The sequence below is a fragment of the Orrella sp. JC864 genome, assembly GCF_037026685.1.
GTDB lineage: Bacteria > Pseudomonadota > Gammaproteobacteria > Burkholderiales > Burkholderiaceae_B > Orrella.
Map to the genome: position 1 here is coordinate 17,184 of NZ_JBANET010000001.1, position 20,703 is coordinate 37,886.

At 70.3% G+C, this 20,703-nt stretch carries 14 protein-coding genes; 12 read left to right on the plus strand and 2 right to left on the minus strand.

Annotation, left to right across the window (positions count from 1 at the left end):
• Positions 1-46: 46 nt before the first annotated feature.
• A complete protein-coding gene (locus V8Z80_RS00100; RefSeq protein ID WP_155193678.1) occupies positions 47-940 on the plus strand; it encodes a DMT family transporter in 894 nt (297 codons plus the stop codon).
• A gap of 9 nt (positions 941-949) precedes the next feature.
• Here V8Z80_RS00100 and V8Z80_RS00105 read toward each other — a convergent pair whose 3' ends face one another.
• Positions 950-3,172 (minus strand): putative bifunctional diguanylate cyclase/phosphodiesterase, encoded by a 2,223-nt coding sequence (locus V8Z80_RS00105; RefSeq protein WP_336060625.1) that lies wholly within the window; start codon positions 3,170-3,172, stop codon positions 950-952.
• Between the two features lie 10 nt (positions 3,173-3,182).
• Here V8Z80_RS00105 and V8Z80_RS00110 point away from each other — a divergent pair, with 10 nt between their 5' ends.
• From V8Z80_RS00110 to V8Z80_RS00130, 5 genes are all read left to right on the plus strand, one after another.
• The gene (locus tag V8Z80_RS00110; RefSeq protein WP_336060626.1) at positions 3,183-3,386 is read left to right on the plus strand and encodes a hypothetical protein; all 204 of its coding nucleotides are present in this window, start codon (positions 3,183-3,185) and stop codon (positions 3,384-3,386) included.
• A 65-nt stretch (positions 3,387-3,451) separates the two neighbouring features.
• The gene (locus V8Z80_RS00115; protein WP_442951915.1) at positions 3,452-3,745 is read left to right on the plus strand and encodes a MatE family transporter; all 294 of its coding nucleotides are present in this window, start codon (positions 3,452-3,454) and stop codon (positions 3,743-3,745) included.
• A 104-nt stretch (positions 3,746-3,849) separates the two neighbouring features.
• Positions 3,850-4,569, plus strand: coding sequence for an endonuclease/exonuclease/phosphatase family protein (locus V8Z80_RS00120; RefSeq protein ID WP_336060627.1), 720 nt, complete (start codon positions 3,850-3,852; stop codon positions 4,567-4,569).
• Complete coding sequence (gene clsB / locus V8Z80_RS00125; RefSeq protein ID WP_336060628.1) at positions 4,566-5,777, plus strand: cardiolipin synthase ClsB; 1,212 nt, start codon at positions 4,566-4,568, stop codon at positions 5,775-5,777. Before V8Z80_RS00120 ends, clsB begins: the two co-directional genes overlap by 4 nt.
• Positions 5,774-6,703 (plus strand): lysylphosphatidylglycerol synthase domain-containing protein, encoded by a 930-nt coding sequence (locus V8Z80_RS00130; RefSeq protein WP_336060629.1) that lies wholly within the window; start codon positions 5,774-5,776, stop codon positions 6,701-6,703. Before clsB ends, V8Z80_RS00130 begins: the two co-directional genes overlap by 4 nt.
• Before the next feature lie 232 nt (positions 6,704-6,935).
• On the opposite strand, the gene V8Z80_RS00135 is transcribed toward V8Z80_RS00130, so the two are convergent.
• Positions 6,936-8,276: a sigma-54-dependent transcriptional regulator gene (locus tag V8Z80_RS00135; RefSeq protein ID WP_155193685.1), complete on the minus strand. Its 1,341-nt coding sequence runs from the start codon at positions 8,274-8,276 to the stop codon at positions 6,936-6,938.
• 343 nt (positions 8,277-8,619) lie between these two features.
• On the opposite strand from V8Z80_RS00135, the gene V8Z80_RS00140 reads away from it, so the two are divergent.
• The 6 genes from V8Z80_RS00140 to glgX all read left to right on the plus strand — a co-directional run bounded on the left by V8Z80_RS00140 (position 8,620) and on the right by glgX (position 20,644).
• Complete coding sequence (locus V8Z80_RS00140; protein ID WP_442951920.1) at positions 8,620-9,522, plus strand: sigma-54 interaction domain-containing protein; 903 nt, start codon at positions 8,620-8,622, stop codon at positions 9,520-9,522.
• A gap of 306 nt (positions 9,523-9,828) precedes the next feature.
• Positions 9,829-11,412 carry a glycogen synthase GlgA gene (gene glgA / locus V8Z80_RS00145; RefSeq protein ID WP_442951916.1) on the plus strand — a complete coding sequence of 528 codons (1,584 nt, stop codon included), beginning with the start codon at positions 9,829-9,831 and terminating at the stop codon, positions 11,410-11,412.
• A 13-nt stretch (positions 11,413-11,425) separates the two neighbouring features.
• Positions 11,426-14,734: an alpha-1,4-glucan--maltose-1-phosphate maltosyltransferase gene (locus V8Z80_RS00150; RefSeq protein ID WP_336060632.1), complete on the plus strand. Its 3,309-nt coding sequence runs from the start codon at positions 11,426-11,428 to the stop codon at positions 14,732-14,734.
• Positions 14,735-14,775: 41 nt separating this feature from the next.
• Positions 14,776-16,344, plus strand: coding sequence for a putative maltokinase (locus tag V8Z80_RS00155; protein ID WP_336060633.1), 1,569 nt, complete (start codon positions 14,776-14,778; stop codon positions 16,342-16,344).
• Entirely contained in the window at positions 16,341-18,500 is a 2,160-nt protein-coding gene (gene glgB / locus V8Z80_RS00160) for a 1,4-alpha-glucan branching protein GlgB (RefSeq protein ID WP_336060634.1), read from the plus strand. Before V8Z80_RS00155 ends, glgB begins: the two co-directional genes overlap by 4 nt.
• A 5-nt stretch (positions 18,501-18,505) precedes the next feature.
• Positions 18,506-20,644, plus strand: a complete 2,139-nt coding sequence (gene glgX / locus V8Z80_RS00165) for a glycogen debranching protein GlgX (RefSeq protein ID WP_336060635.1) — start codon at positions 18,506-18,508, stop codon at positions 20,642-20,644.
• Positions 20,645-20,703: the final 59 nt, after the last annotated feature.

Sequence of the window (20,703 nt, forward strand, 5' to 3'; positions counted from 1 at the left end):
GCGCTTTCCTGGCTTAATACGCGTCCCGAGTCCGGCGCTAGCTGCCATGCGTCCCACCGCCCTGCTTCTGCTGTTGTGCCTGGCCGCCATCTGGGGGGCCGCCTTCCTGTTCATGCGCCAGCTGGTGCCGGTCATCGGCATCGTGCCCAACGCCTTTCTGCGCGTGCTGATTTCGGCCGCCGGCCTGGCGGCCATCGTGGCCCTGCTGGGCAAGCGCTGGGAGTTTCGCGGCAAGCTGCGCGCCATCATGCTGATCGGCATGGTCAATTCCGGGCTGCCCGTCCTGCTGTTCAGCATCGCCGCCTGGTACCTGCCCGCCGGCTATTCGGCGATCTTCAATGCCATGACGCCCCTGATGGGCGCGCTGATCGGCAGCCTGTTCTTTGCCGAGCGCTTGACGCGGGCCAAGCTGCTGGGGCTGGTGCTGGGCCTGGCGGGCGTGGCGGTGCTCAGCGGCGCCGGTCCGGTGCCCTTGAGCGCGCAATTGCTGTACGGCGCCGCGGCCTGCCTGGCCGCGACGGCCTGCTATGGCTTTGCGGGCTACTTCACGCGGCGCTGGATCAACGAGCGCGGCGGCCTGGACAGCGCCCTGTCGGCGCTGGGTAGCCAGGCCGGCGCCACCTTGCTGCTGCTGCCCGTGTTCCTGGCCACCAGCCTGGACATGCCCTGGACGCCCCTGCTGGCCCCGCGCATCCTGCTGGCCCTGGCCGGCCTGGGGCTGCTGTGCACCGCCGTGGCCTACATGCTGTACTTTCGCCTGCTGGCCGAGGTGGGCCCGCTCAAGAGCCTGAGCGTGACCTTCCTGATTCCGCCCTTTGGCGTGGGCTGGGGCGCGCTGCTGCTGGACGAGCCCTTGTCCTGGGCTCACCTGCAGGGCGGGCTGCTGATCGGCGTGGCCTTGTGGCTGGTGCTGCGCACCGGGCCGGCCGCCAAGGCGTAGCGCCGCCCGCTAGGCTGGCGGTTGCGCCTGCCAGCCGGGATCGGCGCGCTCGAGCAGCCGCGATATCTCGTCTTCGCTTACCGCCTTGGAGAACAGAAATCCCTGGAACTCGTTGCAGCCGGCCGTTGCCAGGAAATCGCGCTGCTCGGGCGTCTCGACGCCTTCGGCGGTGACCGTCAGCCCCATGGCGTGGCCCAGCGTCACGACGGCCGAGACGATGGGCGTGGAGTCGGCTGCCTGGCCGATGCTCTGGATGAAGCTGCGGTCGATCTTGATCTTGTCGACCTCGAACTTGCGCAGATAGCTCAGGCTTGAATAGCCGGTTCCGAAATCGTCCAGCGCAATGCGAAAGCCGTTCTTGCGCAACGTGTTCAGCGCCGTGCGCACCCGCTGGTCATCATCGACCAGCACGCCTTCGGTCACTTCCAGCTCGATCCGGCTCGGATGCACGCCCGCGGCAAGCACCTGGCTCGTGACCGCTTCGGCAAAGCCGCCGGACTGGAACTGCACCGGCGAGAGGTTTACCGCGACGGACAAGCCCGGCCACTTGAGCGCGGCGCGGCATGCCTGGGCCAGCACCCACTGGCCCAGCGGGTTGATCAGGCCCGTGTCTTCGGCGATGGGCACGAACAGCTGCGGCGAGATCGGGCCGCGCACGGGATGGTTCCAGCGGGCCAGCGCTTCCACCCCGATCAATGCATGCGTCTGGCTGTCGATCTGCGGCTGGTAGAACACCTGCAGCTCGCCGGGGCTGGCAAGCGCCCTGCGCAGATCTTCCTCGATGGCCGCGCGCACCTTGACCGTCTCGTCCATCTCCGCGGAAAAGACGCAGTAGCGGTCGCGTCCCTCGTCCTTGGCGCGATACAGCGCGATGTCGGCCTTGCGCATCAGCTCGGCCCTGTCCGTGCCGTTTTGCGGCGCGAACGAGATGCCGATGCTCAGGCCGACGAAAGCCCGGTTGCCCAGCACTTCGAAAGGCCGGCGCACCTGCGCGAGAATCGCATCGGCCAGCACGGCGATCGACTGCGGCGTGCGCCCCTTGGCGAGGATCGCGAATTCGTCCCCGCCCAGCCGGGCCACGGTGTCCTGGGTGCTCACCGCGCCGCTCAGGCGGCTGGCGAATTCCTGGATCAGCGCGTCGCCCGCCAGGTGTCCCCAGGTATCGTTGACGTGCTTGAAACGGTCCAGATCCAGCAGCAGGATGGCAAACGAGTCGCCTGTGCGGGTGCGCCCCAGCGCCTGGTCCACGCAATTGTTGAACAGGGCCCGGTTGGGCAGGCCGGTCAATACGTCGTGAAAGGCCAGGTGGTGGGCCTGGGCCTCCCTGGCCCGCAGCTCCACATGGGCCGAGCGCAGCTGCTCGAGGTTGCGGGCTTGCTGCCCCATCAGCCGATAGGTGCGAGTCGACAGCAGCACGATGATGCCGCCCAGCCCGGCCAGGGTCGCCGCCAGCAAGGGCAGCAACGCCTGCCAGAGCTCGCTGCCGGGCAGGTCGGGCAACCACATCAGGTATCCAAGCCGTTTGCCCTCGCTCGATACGAGCTCGGTCGCGTATTCGCCGTCGTGCGCCTGCCCGGTCGCGAAGCGGTGAAAGTGCAGCGCCTCGATCTGGTTGTTGCGCGACAGGTCACGCAGGAACGATCCATCGAGATACCTGACGTTGACCAGCAGCGGCGCCCGATCGTCCGAGGCGGCGCCATGCAGGGGCGCCTCGATGCGCATTACGCTCACCGCCGCCGGCCTGCCGCGAAAGATCGCAACGTCGGTCGCGTGCACGGCAGCCGGCGTGGTGCGCAGGCTGTTGTCCGCGGCCAGCGGCTGTCCGGGCAATCTTTCGTGGGGGTTGTTCTGCCGGGTGCGGCGCCCGCGCACCAGGTCCACGAACTGGCCGATGTCCTGGAGGATGTCCGCATGCTCGCCGGGCGGCAGTGCCTGGCCGTTTGCGCTGCCATAGACCAGGCGGTCGGCACCATCCAGGATGTACAGCGCGTCGTGGCGGAACAGCCCGTGCAGCCATTGGCCCACGTTCTCGTCCACCCATGCCCAATCGGGCATCGGCTTGGCCAGTTCCCAGGCCAGCAGGTCCCAGACGGCGGCGCCTTCCTGCGCCTGGGCCAGGTCGTCCAGCCCATTGCTGACCGCCTGGGCGATCTCGCGGCTTTGCCGCTGGGCGGAAAGCTCGTCGCTTTTCCTGACCGCCAGGTGCAGGCCCAGCACGAAGACGATCGCCACGGCCAGGAAGATGGCGCATAGCGAAAAGACGTATATCGTCCTGGAGCGCGGGCCCGCCGCGACGAGCGCTGTGGTCGTTGTGTTTGCCGATGACTCCACCGATGCTTCCCTGGGGCTTTTGTTTGCCGCCCATGATAGCGGCATCCGCAACGGCTTTCCCTGCTTGCCTGCGCTGGCCTGGCGCTGGCGCGGCCTACGCTTGGAAACTTTCTGATAAAGCAAGGTTACGCGGATTGCGGCATCGTGGATGGGTCATTGTTCACCCATGTGGAGTCCGCCATGTATTCCATGTTCCTTCCGCAGTTCGCCCTGATGCAGCCGGCCGGCGAAGACGCCCGGACCGCGCCGGGCCTGGGCCCGAGCGACTCGACCGACTCGGCCAGCGATGTGCCGGCCGGGCAGGCGCGCAGCGACAGCGATGCGACCGGCACGGGCGAGCGCGAATCCGCCGACCCGCTCGAGGACATCGAGGACGGCGCCGATATCGATGCCGACGCGGTGGTCGACGAGGACCAGGCCGGCCTGTCGCACACCCGCCCCGACCCCGTGCGCAACGGCACCGTCGAGGAATGAGCGGTAAGTTTGGTAACGAGGTCCAAAATCCGGCGCGCAGCAGGCAGCCAGGCAGGCATGGCGTTTCCCCGCCGTGGCCCGGGCACGGCGGGGAAAGCCTGCGGGTGCTTACCGTGAACACGCACAAGGGGTTTACCTTCTTCAAGCGCAAAGTGATCCTGCACGAGCTGCGCGAGGCCTTGCGCCGCCTCGCGCCGGACATCGTGTTTCTTCAGGAAGTGGTCGGCGAACACGTGCTGCACGCCAGCCGCCATGCCCATTGGCCGGAAACCTCGCACTACGAGTTCCTGGCCGACGAGCTTTGGCCGCAGTACGCCTATGGACGCAATGCGGTCTATACCGAAGGGCATCACGGCAATGCGATCCTGTCCAAGTATCCCATCGTGAGCTATGACAACCACGATGTCAGCATCGAAGGCCACGAGGCCCGCGGCATGCTGCATTGCGTGATCGACCGGCAGGGTACGCCGCTGCACGCGGTGTGCGTGCACCTGGGCCTGCGCCAGCGGCATCGCAGCCGCCAGCTGGCCCGGCTGTGCGCGCTGATGCATGCGCAGCCCGAAGGCGAGCCGATGCTGGTGGCGGGCGACTTCAACGACTGGCGGCTGCGCGCCGATGCGGTCATGCACGAATGCGGCGCGGCCGAGGTGTTCAGCGCCAGCTTCGGCAAGCCGGCGCGCACCTTTCCGGCGCGCTTTCCGCTGCTGCGCCTGGACCGTATCTATGTACGCAACATCCGGCATTGGCGGCCCCTGCCCATGGCTGCGCGCCCTTGGGCGGTGCTGTCCGACCACATGCCTATCGCGGCGGAGGTGATGCTGTGAATCTGCAATGGCGCAGCGGCAACAGGTTCGAGCTGCTGGAGAACGGCGAGCAGTTCTTTCCGCGCGTGGTCGAGCTGGTCGGCCAGGCGCGCACCGAAGTGCTGGTCGAGACCTTCATCCTGTTCGACGACAAGGTGGGACGGCAATTGCGCGAGGCGCTGATCGCGGCGGCGCGGCGCGGCGTGCAGGTCGAAGTCACGGTCGACGGCTACGGCTCGGAAGGGCTGCCGCAGGAGTTCGTGCAGGGCATGACAGAGGCCGGGGTGGGGTTTCACGTATTCGATCCGCGCCCCCGCCTGCTGGGCATGCGCACCAACTGGTTCCGGCGCCTGCATCGCAAGATCGTTACCATCGATGGCAGGATCGCCTTGATCGGCGGCATCAATTTCGGCGCCGACCACCTGGCCGATTACGGGCCGGAGGCCAAGCAGGATTATTCGCTGCAGATCGAGGGACCGCTGGCCGGCGACCTGCGCGAGTTCGCCCGCGAGGCGCTGGCGCCGGTGCGCGGGCGCGGCCCGCGCCTGCGCCGGCGCGAGCCGCCGCAGGCCTCGCCCTACGAAGAAGGCGCGGGCCGGCTCGTGCTGCGGGACAACAATCACCATCCCTCGGACATCGAGCGCTATTACCGTGCCGGCATCCGCGCGGCGCGCCGCGATATCCTGATCGCCAATGCCTATTTCTTCCCGGGCTACCGGCTGTTGCGCGACCTGGCCAATGCGGCGCGGCGCGGGGTGCGCGTGCGCCTGATCCTGCAGGGAGAGCCCGACATGCCGGCGGCCAAGCTGGCGGCCAGCATGCTCTACGAGTATCTGCTGCAGGCCGGCGTGCAGATCTACGAATACTGCGAACGCCCGCTGCACGCCAAGGTGGCCTGCATGGACGATTCGTGGCTGACCGTGGGGTCGAGCAACCTGGATCCGCTGAGCCTTTCGCTGAACCTGGAAGCCAACGTGGTGGTGCACGATACGGGCCTGAACACCGCGCTGCGCGACAGCCTGGAACGCCTGATCGCCGAGCAGTGCCGGCCCGCCCCCCTGCCCGCCCGTTCGGGCCGCAAGCTGCGCCGCATGTGGACGGGCGTATTCGTGTTCCATTTCCTCAGGCGCTTTCCCGCCTGGGCCGGCTATTTTCCCGCCCATCGTCCTCGCCTGAAGACCTTCCAGGCCAAGGAGTTCGACCAAGCGCAAGTGCAGGAGAGCGTGTGAGCCGCACCCTCAAAAAGGCCTTGGTCTGGCTCGTTGTCGGCATCACCGCCACCCTGATCGTCAAGCTGGCCCTGCAGGTGGACTGGCCCGAGGTCTACAAGTCGGCGCGCAGCATCGCGCCCTGGCGCATCGCCCTGGCGCTGGGGCTGGCCGCCCTGGGCTATGCGGTCTACGCCAGCTTCGACGTGCTCTCGCGCAGGCTGGCCGGCCACCGCCTGCCCGTCTGGCAGGTGCTGGGCGTGACGGCCATCAGCTATGCCTTGAACCAGAACCTGGGCGTGCTGCTGGGCGGGGTGGCCATCCGCTTTCGCCTGTACGCCAAGCTTGGGCTGTCCAGCGGCATGATCGGGCGGGTGTTCCTCTTTAGCACCATCACCAACTGGCTGGCCTATGGTTGGCTGGGCGGTGTGCTGTTCGTGGCCGGCGCGGTGCCCGTGCCCCAGGGCTGGGAACTGGGCCAGGGGCTGCTGCGGCTGATCGGCGCCGGCATGCTGGCGCTGGCCCTGGGCTACCTGGGACTGTGCGCCTTCTCGCGCCGGCGCGAACTGACCGTGCGCGGCCATCGCATGCGCCTGCCCTCCTGGCGCATGGCTTTGTTCCAGGCCGGGCTGGGGGCGGTGTCCTGGGCGCTGATGGGCGCGATCATGTGGGTGCTGATGCCCGAGGGGGTGGCCTATCCGGCCGTGCTGGGCATCCTGCTGTGCAGCAGCATCGCCGCCGTGGCCACCCATATCCCGGGCGGGCTGGGCACTACCGAGGCCATCTTCGTGGCGGCGCTTTCCTCGCAGTTTCCCGCCTCGGCCGTGCTGGCCGGCGTGCTGATGTACCGGGCGACCTACGCCCTGACGCCCCTGGCCATCGGTATCGTCTCGTATCTGATTGTCGAAGCCCGGCTGGCTGCCCGCCCTGCGCAGCCGCAGGACTAGCCGCGCCCTCGATTTCAACATCCGGTAAATATTGCGCTTGGCCCCCGTGCCGCCCGGGCGGCGCGCGGGGGCCGCACGCACGGCGGAATCGGCAGGCACGGATGTTGCGTAGGGTGCGGCAAGCCCTGCTTCAATTCCGGCCCGGCCGGAAGCCGCCATGCCCTTGCACACCGAGATGTCCAGCCGTATTTCCGGATGCCGCCGGCGCGCGCCCCTGGCGCCCGGCCGGGGGCTACTCCGTCGGCAGTTCGTGGCCGGCGCTGGCGTATTCCTCGAGCCGGTTGTACAGCGTCTTGGGGCTGATGCCCAGCACGGCGGCGGCCTGCTTGCGCACGCCGTTGCAGCGCGCCAGCGTGGCCAGGATGACGTGCCGCTCGGCCTCGGCCAGCGAGGCGCCCACCGGCACCGAGACCTGGCCGGGGTCGGCGCCGGACAGGCAGGCCTGCGGCTGCAGCACGTCCGCCTGCAGCTGGTCGTTCTCCGCCATGATGAAGGCGCGCCGCACGTAGTTCTTCAGTTCGCGCACGTTGCCGGGCCAGCCATAGGCGGCGATCGCCTCGCGCGCGGCCGCGCTGAAGGTTTTACGGGTGCCCGCCGCGGCGTTCTCCCGCTCGAGGAAGTGTTCGGCCAGCAGCAGCACGTCCGGGCCGCGTTCGCGCAGCGGCGGCAGTTCCAGCGGAAAGACGTTCAGGCGGTAGTACAGGTCCTCGCGCAGGCGGCCTTCCTGCACGGCCTGCTCGGGATTGCGGTTGGTGGCCGCGATCAGGCGAAAGTCGCAGGCGATCTCGCGCGTGGTGCCCACGCGCATGAACTGGCCGGTCTCGAGCACGCGCAGCAGCTTGACCTGCAGCGCCAGCGGCATCTCCGTGACTTCGTCCAGGAACAGCGTGCCGCCATCGGCGCGCTCGAAGTAGCCGCGGTGCAGCCGGTCCGCCCCGGTGAAGCTGCCGCGCTCGTGGCCGAACAGCTCGCTTTCGATCAGGTTCGGGGATATCGCGCCGCAGTTGACCGCGATCAGCGCCCGGTGGCTGCGCAGGCTGCTGGCGTGGATGGCCTGCGCGGCCAGTTCCTTGCCCGTGCCGCTCTCGCCCACCAGCAGCACGGTGGCCTGCGTGGGCGCCACGCGGGCGATCTGGGTGTACACCTGCTGCATGCTGGGGCAGGTCCCGCGCATGGCGCCCATGCCGCTGCCGTCGGGCGCGGCGGCCGGCGCGTGGCGGGAGTTGGCCGAGACGCGGTCCAGGATGTGCTGCAGGCGCTCCATCTCGACGGGTTTGACCAGATAGTCGGAAGCGCCGCGGCGCAGCGCCTCGACCGCCGTGTCCATGCTGCCGTAGCCGGTGATCACCACGACTTCGGCGCGCACGCCGGCCATGAAACGGAAGATGTCCAGGCCGCTGGCGCCGGGCAGGCGCACGTCGGTCAGGACCAGCTGCGGCGGCTGGCGCTCGAGTTCGCGCACGGCGTCCTCGACCGAGGCGGCAAGGGATACCGAATAGCCGCTGTGGCGTCCGATCTCGCCCAGCAATTCGCGTATCGCCTGGTCGTCATCGACGATCAGCAGATGAGGCATTGGTTCTCCAAGGTGCGCGGGCGGGCGGTCGGGCCCGCGTCGGCATCGTGCGCGGCCCGCCCGTGGCGGGCCGGCCGCGCAAGTTTCGAGCATAGCCGCTGCACGCGCCGGCCGGGGCGTTTGGCCGTGGCTTGTTCCAAGATTTGCCATTACTTACCGGTCCCTAACACTTTGGCCCGCTTGCGGCGCGCTGGCTGCGTGCCGCAAGCCCTATGATTGCCGCTGCCGGCCCCGTCGGGGACGGAGGATCGCCATGCAAGAACGAGAGTTTTTCCAGCAAGAAAGCCCTGACCGGGGCCAGCCCTTTGCCGAACTGCTGGCGCGCACCGGCCAGTCCGAGGCGATGACGCAGCTGCGTTCGCAGATGCGGCGCGCGGCCGCCACCGACGCCACGGTTTTCATCGTCGGCGAGAGCGGCACCGGCAAGGAGGTCGTGGCGCGCGCCATCCACGCCGCCAGCGGGCGGCGCGACGGGCCTTTCGTGGCGGTCAACTGCGGCGCCATCAACGGCGGCCTGGCCCATGCGCAGCTGTTCGGGCACGAGAAAGGCAGCTTCACCGGCGCCCTCTCCCAGCATTGCGGCTATCTGGAGCATGCCAGCGCGGGCACCTTGTTCCTGGACGAGGTCACGGAGATGCCGCTGGACCTGCAGGTGCAGTTCCTGCGCGTGCTCGAGAGCGGCACCTACGAGCGCGTGGGCGGCTCGGACGTGCTGCGGGCCAATGTCCGGCTGCTGTGCGCGAGCAACCAGGACCCGGCCGCGGCGGTGGCCAGCGGCCGTTTGCGCGAGGATTTTTTCCATCGGCTGCTGGTGGTGCCCCTGCGCGTGCCGCCGCTGCGCGAGCGCGCCGAGGACGTGACGGCGCTGGCGCAGTATTTCCTGGATGAAATGAACGCCAGCCACGGCACGGCCAAGCGCTTCTCGCGCCGCATGCTCGAGAGCCTGGCCATCCACGATTGGCCGGGCAACGTGCGCGAACTGCGCAACGTGGTGCAGCGCGCCTTCATCGTCTCGGACGACGTGCTGGACAGCGACTTCCTGGACCGCGCCCGGCAGGCGCTGCGCGCCCAATGCGAAGACGGCGTGCTGCACCTGCCCGTGGGCACGCCGCTGGCGCGCATGCAGCGCGAACTGATCCTGGCCACCCTGGCGCATCACCATGGCGACAAGCGGCGCACGGCCGCCACGCTGGGCATCACGCTCAAGACGCTCTACAACCGGCTGGAGCATTACGGCCGCTCCTGAGGTGGCCGGCGCGCGGCGCTGCGCCCGTCGGCGGCTCCATTTTTTACCGTCACAGGAAAGAATGTCTCGGCTGGCGCCGCCCGCCGGGCGGGCCGGCGCGCGGCGCCCCACCCGGGCCCGGCGGGCCGGGTTACAGGCGGGCCGCGCCGTTGCGGCCTCGCAGCCGGGTTCTCACGCCCGTCACGCTTCATTACATTAATGTCCGCCGGCGGGCACGATGCTTGCTTTGCTTTCTTTTATTGACCGAGGGCCGGCGCGTGCGCCGGGCAGGCGGTGTTAATCCTCTTGATGGAAGGAAGCGACGAGATGCCGGCGATACGAACTTTGATGGTGGCCGCGGAAGCCTATCCCCTGGCCAAGACGGGCGGACTGGGCGATGCCGTGACGGGCATGGCGGTGGCGATGGTCGAGGCCGGCATCGACCTGCAACTGCTGCTGCCCGCCTATCGCGGCGTCTCGCGCAAGCTGGCTGGCGTGCGTACGGTGGCGCGGCTGGCCGATTTGCCAGGCGGCCCGGCGCGCCTGCTGGCGGGCCGCTGCAGGGAAACCGGCCTGTCGGTGCTGCTGCTGGCCAACGACGCGCTGTACGACCGCCACGGCCTGTACGTGGACGAGAACGGCCAGGAGTACGCGGATAACGCCGAGCGCTTCGCCGCCCTGTCCCATGCCGCGCTGCGCATCAGCCAGGGCGTGCAGGCCGTGCCGGTCCCGCACCTGGTGCATGCGCATGACTGGCACGCCGGCCTGGTGCCGCTGCTGCTGCACGCGCATGCAGTGCGGGGCGTCAAGACCGTGATGACCCTGCACAACCTGGCTTTCCAGGGCCTGTTCCCGATGGAAAAGGCCGACGCCGTGGGGCTGCCGCAGGCCTATCGGGACGAGTCGGGCGCGCAGGCCTGGGGCCGCATCAACTACCTGAAGGCCGGCATCGCTTATGCCGACCGCGTGACCACGGTCAGCCGCAACTATGCGCGCGAGATCCTGACCCCGGCCTTCGGCTGCGGGCTGGACCCGCTGCTGGCCGGACGCGGCGAGCATCTGGTGGCCATTGCCAACGGCATCGACGACCGCACCTGGGATCCGGCCCGCGATCCGTGCCTGGACGGCATGCACTACAGCGCGCGCGACGTGCGCAACAAGGCGCGCTGCAAGCAGGCCCTGCAAAAGGCCTTCGGCCTGGCGCAGCAGCCGGACAAGGTGCTGCTGGCCATGGGCAACCGGCTGACCCACCAGAAGATGGCCGACGTGGCGGTGCAGGCCCTGCCGCTGGCGCTGCAGGCCCATCCCGAACTGCAAGTGGTGGTGATCGGCGAAGGCGAGCGCGGCTACGAGGCCGCGCTGCGCGAGTTGGGCGAGCGCTTTGCCGGGCGCTGCGGTGTGCGCATCGGCTACGACGAGGCCGCCGGCCACCGGCTGCATGCCGGCGCGGACATGCTGCTGCATGGCAGCCGCTTCGAGCCCTTCGGCCTGACGCCGCTATATGCGATGCGTTATGGCACCATTCCCATCGGTTCGCGCGTGGGCGGGATGGCCGACACCATCCACGATCCCGGCGAGCATGCGCCCGACGAGGCCATGCGCGCGGCCACGGGCGTGCTGTTCGAGGGCGACAGCGTGCAGGCCATGGTCGGGGCGATCGGCCGGGCGGTGCGCCTGCATGCGCGCGCGCCGTTGTGGCGCGCCATGCAGCGCAACGGCATGACCGGCGAGTTTGGCTGGACCGCCGCGGTGCAGCCCTATGTTCGGCTGTTTCGCGAGATGGTCGGCCCGCTGGCGGACGAGGCGGTCCGCGTGCCGGCGCTGCGCCCGGTGGCGCGTCCGGCGCTGGTGAAGGTGCGTGCGATCGGCCGCCCAGACAACCGCGACGTGGGCGTGGCCGCGGCAGCTTGAGGCGGCGGGCGTCATGGCAGCATCAAAGCGAACCCGCACCCTGGCGCCGGCCGCCGCCTCCCAGGCCGGCGCGCAGCCTGCGTGCCTGCTGCACGTGCGGCTGGTCGACCTGGGGCGGCTGGACGGTGAACTGGAACGCTGGCGCGACTTGTGCCGCCATGCCAGCGGCCTGGGCTTGAACGGCATGCTGGTCGAGGCGCTCTGGCAGCGCGCCGGCGAGCGCGCCCAAGCCGCAGGCCTGGCTGGCGGGGCAGGCCCTGCCCTGCCCGGCGACGCGGCGCCGGCCGATGCCGACGTGTCGGCGGCGGTGCTGGGCGCGCAGCCCATGGCGCCGATGCTGCAAAGCCTGGCCCGGGCCGCGCGGGAACAAGGACTGGATCTCTACCTGGACGTGGTGCTCGATCGGGCCGCCGCGCACGCCGTGCCCCGGACCGCCCAGCCGCACTGGCTGCAGCCGCATGCCGACGATCCGGCGCGCGACCCGCGCCTGGCGCACACCCAGGCGCAGGTGCTGCCGGTGCGTCCCGGGCCGCTGCCCGAGGACTTCCTGCAGGCCTGGCAAGGGCGGCTGGCCGCCTGGCTGCAAGCCGGGGTGCGCGGCTTGTGTTTCGATGCGCCGCAGCGCTTTGCGGCCTCGGACTGGCGGGCGCTGCTTGCGCCTTTGCGCGCCGGCCACGGCCAGGCGCGTTTCCTGGCCTGGACGCACGGCCTGACGCCCGAGGCGGTCGCCGGGCTGGCCGGCGCGGGCCTGGACGCCGTGTTCTCCTCCCTGCCCTGGTGGGACCTGCGCGCCGACTGGCTGGCACACGAGGACCACCGGCTGCGCGCCGTGGCGCCGGTGATCGCTCCCATGGCCCTGGCCGGCGGCGAGCAAGCGTCGGACCGCCGGGCGTTGTGGGCCGCGGCGCTCAGCGGCGATGGCCTGCTGCTGCCCAGCACGCTGCTGCTGCCCCAGCAGGAAATCGCGCAGGCGGTGGAATTCGTCAAGCAGTCGCCGCCGCGCACCGGCCTGCGCCTGGCGCCCGGCGCGCAGGGCTGGGCCACCGTGCTGGTGCGCCGCCAGGCGGCCGGCACGGCGATGCAGGAGGCGGCCGATCTGATCCTGATCAACCCCGACGCGCATGCGCCGGCGCAAGTCGACCTGCAGGCCCTGGCCGGGCTGCTGCCGCCCGGCGCCCGGACAGTCGTGGACGATGGTGCGGCGCCGGCCGGCACGGCGCCCGACGCGCCGCTGCCGCCGGGCGGCTACCGGCGCCTGCGCATTGCCGGCCACGAGCCGGTCCGGGCCTCGGCCTATTCTCCCTTCAAGCGCGCGCCGGCCTTGCGTGTCGCCATCGAGCAGGTGCAGCCGGCCGTGGACGATGGCCAGTTGCCGGCCAAGGCGCTGGCCGGGCGCCCGGTGGCCGTGCAGGCCGACCTGGTCCTGGACGGGCATGACGAGATGGCCGGCGAGGTGCGCTGGCGCGCGCTGGACGACAAGGGCTGGCAGGCGGTGCCGCTGCGCCCGCTGGGCAACGACCGCTGGGCCGCCGAATTCACGCCGCTGCGCGTGGGCCGGCATGAGTTCGTGGTGTCGGCCTGGCGCGATGCCTGGAGCACCTTTACCCATGAACTGCGCAAGAAGCACGATGCGGGCGTGCCGGTGGGCGTCGAGCTGATGGACGGCGCGGCGCTGTTGCGCCAGGCCGTGGCGCGGGCCGGCGGCAAGAAGGCGCTGGCCGGGCCGGCGGCCGTGGCCGCGCGCGCCTTGCATGCGCTGGGCGGGATCCCCGAACCGGCCGCGCCTGGCCAGGTGCTGGCCGCCGGGCAATTGCCCGAGGCCACGCCCGAGCGCGTGGGCGTGCTGCTGCAGCCCGAACTGGCGCAGGCCATGCGCGCCCTGGATGAGCGGCCCTTCCTGGCCAGCACGCCGCCCTACCCGCTTTGGGTCGATCGCCCCCAGGCCGAATTCGCCAGCTGGTACGAGCTGTTCCCCCGTTCGATGGCCCCCGAGCCGGGCCGGCACGGCACTTTCGCCGACGTGCAGCGGCGCTTGCCGGCGCTGCGCGAGATGGGGTTCGACGTGCTGTACTTTCCTCCCATCCACCCTATCGGACAGCGCAACCGCAAGGGCCGCAACAACAGCCTGAAGGCCGAACCCGGCGATGTGGGCAGCCCCTACGCCATCGGCGCGGCCCAGGGCGGCCACGATGCGGTGCATCCCGAGCTGGGCACGCTGGAGGACTTCGAGCGCCTGCTGCGTGCCGCGCGCGAGCATGACCTGGAGATCGCGCTGGATTTCGCCATCCAGTGCTCGCCCGACCACCCGTGGCTGCGCGAGCATCCGGACTGGTTCTCGCGGCGCGCCGACGGCAGCATCCGCTATGCCGAGAATCCGCCCAAGAAGTACGAGGACATCGTCAATGTCGAGTTCTACGAGCCGGGCGGCGGGCATGCGCCCAAGCAGGCCTTGTGGGAGGCGCTGCGCGCGGCCGTGCTGTTCTGGGTCGATCGGGGCGTGCGCATCTTCCGGGTGGACAACCCGCACACCAAGCCGCTGCCGTTCTGGCAATGGCTGATCGACACGGTGCAGGCCAGGCATCCGGACGTGCTGTTCCTGTCCGAAGCGTTCACGCGGCCCAAGATGATGTACCGCCTGGCCAAGATCGGCTTTACGCAGTCGTATACCTATTTCACCTGGCGCCACGGCAAGCAGGAATTGACCGAATACCTGCTGGAGCTTTCGCGCCGGCCGCCGGTGGATTTCTTCCGTCCCAACTTCTTCGTCAATACGCCCGACATCAATCCCTATTTCCTGCAACGCTCGGGCCGCGGCGGCTTTTTGCTGCGGGCCGCGCTGGCGGCCACGACCTCCGGGCTGTGGGGCCTGTACAGCGGCTTCGAGCTATGCGAGGCGGCGCCGGTGCCGGGCAAGGAGGAGTACCTGGACTCGGAGAAATACGAGCTGCGCCAGCGCGACTGGAACCAGCCGGGCAATATCAATGCGCAGATCGCCCGGCTGAACCTGATCCGCCGCGCCAATCCGGCCTTGCAGACCCATCGCGGCTTCGCGCCGGTGCAGTGCCCCAACGAGCAGGTGCTGGCGTTCAGCAAGGCCACCTCCTGCGGCAGCAACGTGGTGCTGGTGGCCATCAGCCTGGATCCGCACCAGCCCCAGCATGCCGATCTGGCGGTGCCGCGCTGGCGCGCCGGCCAGGGGCCGCAAGGGGTGCGCGCCGAGGAGCTGACCGGCGGCCAGGTGCAGCAGTGGTGGGGCGAGCGTCACGGCTGCCTGCTCACGCCCGAGCAGCCTTACCGCATATGGCGCCTGTCGGCCCTGTGATGGATGCGTGCGCGCACGGGCAGCCACCGGAGGGGCATTCGATGAAAACGCCGGCCACCGCCACCCACGACTTGACGCTGCACCTGCGCGAAGGGCCGCGCGGGGGCGAGCTGGTTTTCACGCCGTCCTCGCAGGCCCTGCTGCGCGACGAGGTGCTGCCCCGCTACCTGGCGCGCCAGCGCTGGTTTCCCCAGGACGTGCCGGCCCGGCCGGCACGGCTGCTGCATGCCGCCGCCCTGCCCGGCGCGCCCGCCGGGCGCGAGTATTACCTGGCCGAGCTGGACGCCGCGCACGGCGGGCCGCCGCTGCGCACCTTGCTGGGCCTGGCCGTGTGCTGGGACCGCGAGCCCGCGCAGGCGCTGGCGCGGGTGGCGCTGTCCGGCGCCGCCGGCTGGCTGGCCGATGCCAGCGCCGAGCCCGGCTTCGTGGCCGCCCTGCTGGCGCTGATGCGCCAGGGCGGGCAGGTCCCGATGGGCCAGGCGGTGCTGCGCGGCGTGCCCGAGCCGGCGCTGGCCGAGGCGATGCCCGCTGACGCGGCCCAGGCGCTGCGCTGGATCGACGGCGAACAGTCCAATACGTCCGTGATCGTCGGCCAGGCCGCCGTGTTCAAGCTGATCCGGCGGGTGGCGCACGGGCGCTCGCCCGAGGCCGAGATGACGCGCCATCTGACGCGCCTGGGCTATGCGCATGCGCCGGCCCTGCTGGGCGAGCTGCAGCGCGAGGACCGGGACGGCGCCCATACGCTGGCGGTGCTGCATGCCTACGTGCCCAACCGCGGCGATGCCTGGCGCTGGAGCTTGCAGACGCTGGAGCGCGCCTTGTCCGAAAGCGGCGCCAGCCCGCGCGCCGGCGGCGAGCTGGCGCGCATGGCGGCATTGATGGGCCGGCGCCTGGGCCAGCTGCATGCGCTGCTGTCGCGGCGCCATGACGATCCGGCTTTTGCGCCCGAGCGGGTGGCCGCCAGCCACGCCGCGCTGCGCGCCGGCCAGGTCGGGCGCATGCTCGAGCGGGCGCTGGCCGCGCTGCAGGCGCGCAGCCACGAGCTGGACCAGCCCGCGCGCGCCTGTGCGCTGTGGCTGGCCGCCCATCGCGAGCGGCTGCTGCCTTGCATCGAATCCCTGAGCCAGGCCGAGGTCGGCACCTTGCGCATCCGCGTGCATGGCGACCTGCACCTGGGCCAGGTGCTGGTGGGCCAGGACGATGTGTATCTCATCGACTTCGAGGGCGAGCCCGTCAGTTCGCTGGCCGAGCGCCGCGCCCGGCATACGCCGTACAAGGACGTGGCCGGCATGCTGCGCTCGTTCGAGTACGCCGCGGCCACGCTGGCGCGGCGCGCCCCGCGCGCCGAGGTGCTGGCCGAATTCCGCAGCCAGGCCCGGCGGCGGTTCCTGGCGGCCTATCACGAGGCCGTCGGTGAGCAGCCGGGCATGGGCCCATCCCAACGGCAGGCCTTGCTCCAGCTGGCCGAGCTGGAGAAGGCCGCCTATGAGGTCGTCTATGAAAGCACCCACCGGCCCGATTGGCTGCCCATCCCCCTGGAAGGCCTGGCCGAGATCGCGCGGGCGATGCTGGTGTCGGCGGCCATCGACGACGAGGAGCACGGTTCATGAGCCTGCCTGAGCAGGAAATCGACGCGCTGCTGCGCGGCGAACACAGCCAGCCGTTCGCGGTGCTGGGCCGCCACGGCGCCGGCCCGCAGGCCTGCGTGCGGGCGCTGCTGCCCGGCGCGCGCGCCGTCACGTTGCTGTCCGAGGATGGCAAGGAGCATATCTTGAAGGAAATCGCGGCAGGACTTTATGCGGGGCCGGCCCCGCAGGAGGACCGGCCGTACCGGCTGCGCATCCAATGGCCCGACGCCGTGCAGGAGACCGAGGATGCCTATGGCTTTGGCCTGCAGCTGCAAGAGTCCGACCTGCAGGCCTTGGCCGCGGGCGATTGGCAGGCCGTGGGCCGCTGCCTGGGCGCGCGCTGCGTCAGCGAACAGGGCGTGCCGGGCGTGCGTTTTGCCGTATGGGCGCCCAATGCCCGCCGGGTGGCGGTGGTGGGCGATTTCAACGGCTGGGATGGGCGCCGGCACGGCATGCGCCTGCGCCACGCCGCCGGCGTATGGGAGATCTTCGTGCCGCGCGCCCATGCCGGGCAGTACTACAAGTACCTGGTGCACGGCGCGGACGGCAGCCTGGTGCAGAAGGCCGACCCGGTGGCCTGGCAAAGCGAGGCCGCGCCGGGCACGGCCTCCATCGTGGCCGAGGCGCCCGCGCACGACTGGACGGACCACGAATGGATGGCCTCGCGCGCGGCGCGCCAGGGGCCCGATGCGCCCATTTCCATCTACGAGGTGCATGCCGGCTCCTGGATGGCGGCGGCGGGCTCGGCCAGCCTGTGGCACCAGCTGGCCGAGAAGCTGCCGGCCTATGCGCGCGCCCTGGGCTTTACCCATGTCGAGCTGCTGCCGGTGATGGAACACCCTTTCGGCGGCTCGTGGGGCTACCAGCCGCTGGGGCTGTTCAGTCCCAGCGGCCGCTGGGGCACGCCGCAGGAGTTCGCGCATTTCGTGGACCGCTGCCACGCGCACGGCCTGGGCGTGATCCTGGACTGGGTGCCGGCGCATTTTCCCAACGATGCCCACGGCCTGGCCCGCTTCGACGGCACCGCGCTGTACGAATACGCCGACCCGCGCGAAGGCTATCACCCGGACTGGAACACCTGCATCTACAACCTGGGCCGCAACGAGGTCAAGGCCATGGTCATCGCCAGCGCGCTGCACTGGCTGCAGGCCTATCACGTGGACGGCCTGCGCGTGGACGCGGTGGCGTCCATGCTGTATCGCGACTACAGCCGCAATGCCGGCGAATGGATACCCAATCACCTGGGCGGGCGCGAGAACTTCGAGTCGGTGGCCTTCCTGCGCGAGATGAACAGCGCGGTCCATGCGCACTGTCCGGGAGCGATCACCGTGGCCGAGGAATCGACCGCGTGGCCGGGCGTGACCGCCCCGCCCCACGAAGGCGGGCTGGGCTTTGACTACAAGTGGAACATGGGCTGGATGCACGACACCCTGCGCTACATGCGGCACGACCCGGTGCATCGCAGCCATCACCATGACGACATGACCTTCGGCATGGTGTATGCCTATTCCGAACGCTTCATCCTGCCGCTCTCGCACGACGAGGTGGTGCACGGCAAGGGCTCCCTGCTGGGCAAGATGCCGGGCTGGCCCGGCGACCGGCTTGCCAACCTGCGCGCCTACTACGGCTTCATGTGGGGCCATCCGGGGCGCAAGCTGCTGTTCATGGGCGGCGAGATGGCGCAGCCCGGAGAATGGAACCACGACGCGGTGCTGCCCTGGCAGTGCCTGGACGATGCCGGCCATCGCGGCGTGCAGCGGCTGGTGGCCGACCTGAACGCGCTGTATGCCGAGCTGCCCGAGCTGCATGCCTGGGACGCGCGGCCCGAGGGTTTTTCCTGGGTGATCGGCGATGACCGGCGCAACAGCGTGCTGGCCTGGCTGCGCACCGACGGCCAGGCCCTGCTGCTGGGGGTGTCGAACTTCACGCCGGTCGCCCGGCACGGCTACCGCGTCGGCGTGCCGCGCGCGGGCCTGTGGCGCGAACGGCTCAATACCGATGCGGCCCACTACGGCGGCGGCAATCGCGGCAACGGCGGGCAGGCGCACACGCAAGACGCGCCCGCGCACGGGCAGGCGCAGTCGCTCACCCTGTTGCTGCCTCCGCTTTCCACGCTGTTTCTTCGCTACGAAGGGTGACGCCCATGTTTGCTTCCTTTCCCGACCGCCTGGCGCCCGGCCTGCCCTACCCGCTGGGCGCCACCAGCGATGGCCTGGGCGTGAATTTCGCCGTGTTCTCGGCCCATGCCACCCGCATCGAGCTGTGCCTGTTCGATCCGCGCGGCCGCCAGGAACTGCGCCGCCTGGACCTGCCCGAGTGCACCGACGAGGTCTGGCACGGCTACCTGCCCGATGCCCAGCCAGGCCTGGTCTACGGCTTGCGCGCCCACGGCCCCTACGAGCCGCGCCACGGACACCGCTTCAACCCGCACAAGCTGCTGCTCGATCCCTATGCGCGCCAGCTGACCGGCGCGCCGCGCTGGCACGACGCGCTGTTCGGCTACCGGATGGGCCACAGCCGGGCCGATCTTTCCATGGACCGGCGCGACAGCGCGCCATACATGCCCAAGGCCGTCGTGACCGAGGACGCCTTCATCTGGGGCGGGGCCAAGCGGCCTGCCGTGCCCTGGGACCGCAGCTTCATCTACGAGGTGCACCTGCGCGGCGCCTCGATGATGCGCGAAGACATGCGCCAGGGGCTGCGCGGCACGGCCGCGGCGCTGGCCGATCCGCGCTTCATCGAGCACCTGCACAAGCTGGGCGTGACCGCCGTGGAACTGCTGCCCATCCATGCCTTCCTGCAGGACCGCTTCCTGGTCGAACGCGGACTGAGCAACTACTGGGGCTACAGCACGCTGTCGTACTTCGCGCCCGAACCGGCGTACCTGTCCGACGGCGGGCCCAACGGCCTGAAACAGGCCATCCGGCGCCTGCACGGCGCTGGCATCGAGGTCATCCTGGACGTGGTCTACAACCATACCTGCGAGGGCAGCGAGCTGGGACCCACGCTTTCCTGGCGCGGCCTGGACAACGCCAGCTACTACCGGCTGATGCCCGGCCAGGAGCGCTACTACATCAACGACACGGGCTGCGGCAACACGGTCAACCTGTCGCACCCGCGCGTGCTGCAGATGGTGATGGATTCGCTGCGCCACTGGGCGCAGGACTACCAGGTCGACGGCTTCCGTTTCGACCTGGGCTCGACGCTGGGCCGCGAGGGCACGGGCTTCGATCCGGGCTCGGGATTTTTCGACGCCATCCTGCAGGACCCCGTGCTGGCCCCGCTCAAGCTCATCTCCGAGCCCTGGGACATCGGGCCGGGCGGCTACCAGCTGGGCAACCATCCGCCCCGCTATGCCGAGTGGAACGACCAGTTCCGCGACGACGTGCGCCGTTTCTGGCGCGGCGACGAAGGCATGCGCGGGGGCCTGGCCGGCCGGCTGGCGGGCTCGCGCGAGATCTTCGACCGGCGCCGGCGCCGGCCCTGGGCCAGCCTGAACTTCGTCACCTCGCACGACGGCTTCACGCTGGCCGACGTGGTCAGCTATGAACAGCGCCACAACGAGGCCAACAAGGAGGACGGCAAGGACGGCCACGCCGAGAACTACAGCCGCAACTGGGGCCATGAAGGCCCGACCGACGATCCGCAGGTCCTGGCCCAGCGCGCGCGCGTGCAGCGCGCCATGCTGGCCACGCTGCTGTGCGCCGAAGGCACGCCCATGATGCTGGCCGGCGACGAGTTCGGCAACTCCCAGCAAGGCAACAACAATGCCTATTGCCAGGACAGCGAGCTGTCCTGGCTGGATTGGAGCCAGGCCCGCAGCCCGCAGGGCCGCGCGCTGAGCGAGTTCGTGGCGCGCGCGGCCGCGCTGCGGCGCGAGCATCCCAGCCTGCGCGCGGCGCGCTACGTCGATGCGGGCGAGCAGCTGGTGCCCGATCTTTCCCGCCTGTCCTGGTTCGATGCGCAGGCCAATTTCATGGATCCGCCCGCCTGGGAGAACCCGCACGAACGCACGCTGGTGCTGCGGCGCGTGGCCCAGTGCGAGGACGACCCGCAGCGCCTGGACGTGACCCTGATGCTGATCAACGGCGCGCCCGAGCAAGTCGAGTTCAAGCTGCCGCAGCCGGCGCTGGACTGGCGTATCGGCCTGGACAGCGGCGATCCGGCGCGCCAGGGGCCGGTGCGCGAGGGCACGCTGCGGCTGGCGCCCTCCAGCGTGGCGGTGCTGGTGGCGCAGGCCGGCGCGCAGCCGGCCGATGACGACAAGGAGCAGCAAGCATGAACGCCCCTTCTGCCGACAAGGCGCGCCGCGCCGCGCGGCGCGAGCACCAGTGGCGCTTT